This window comes from Parashewanella sp. 2304DJ23-3 (assembly GCF_056591695.1).
In genome coordinates this window covers 1-477 of the sequence record NZ_JBWQOH010000035.1, presented here as the reverse complement: position 1 = coordinate 477, position 477 = coordinate 1, and the positions used below count along the sequence as shown (strand labels likewise).

Below are 477 nucleotides of genomic sequence, written 5' to 3'. Positions count from 1 at the left end.
TAACGCCTACAATAACAGGCTAAAATTGGTTGGCTAAATTTAGGAACGAAGTGACTAAAGCCAACCAGTTTTAGTCCTTGTTTATTGCCTTGTTAGGAGACGCTTAAGCGAGCCTCCAAGTTTTTAATTAAAGAATTCAACTCTAAATTAAAACCTGTTAAGTTTTTGCCGCTTAAGTTTAAATTAATTAGTCGGTCATTCTCTTTTAGGATAGGAACCATGTGCACTTTAAAATTTATCCAAGACATTCCTCTCGGTTCAATTTCACCTAATAATTCAGGATTCAATTTTTTCAATCTAACCATTCTTGATTTAGAAGACCATACAGGAAAAGACACTTTATTGTCTGAAACATCAAGCTCAAGGGTTGCACCATTAGGGAATTCACCAAACCATAAATATTGGTTTTCAGCTACTTCTTGATAAAATTTTTCTATCTGCGATCCAACACTCACCTAATTAAGTCTCCTAACGCCC

1 protein-coding gene is annotated in these 477 nt (G+C 35.0%); it reads right to left on the bottom strand.

From position 1 onward, the window contains the following. Positions 1 to 92: 92 nt before the first annotated feature. A complete protein-coding gene (locus AC1EU2_RS18770; protein ID WP_480299802.1) occupies positions 93 to 455 on the bottom strand; it encodes a DUF2750 domain-containing protein in 363 nt (120 codons plus the stop codon). Positions 456 to 477 lie beyond the last annotated feature (22 nt).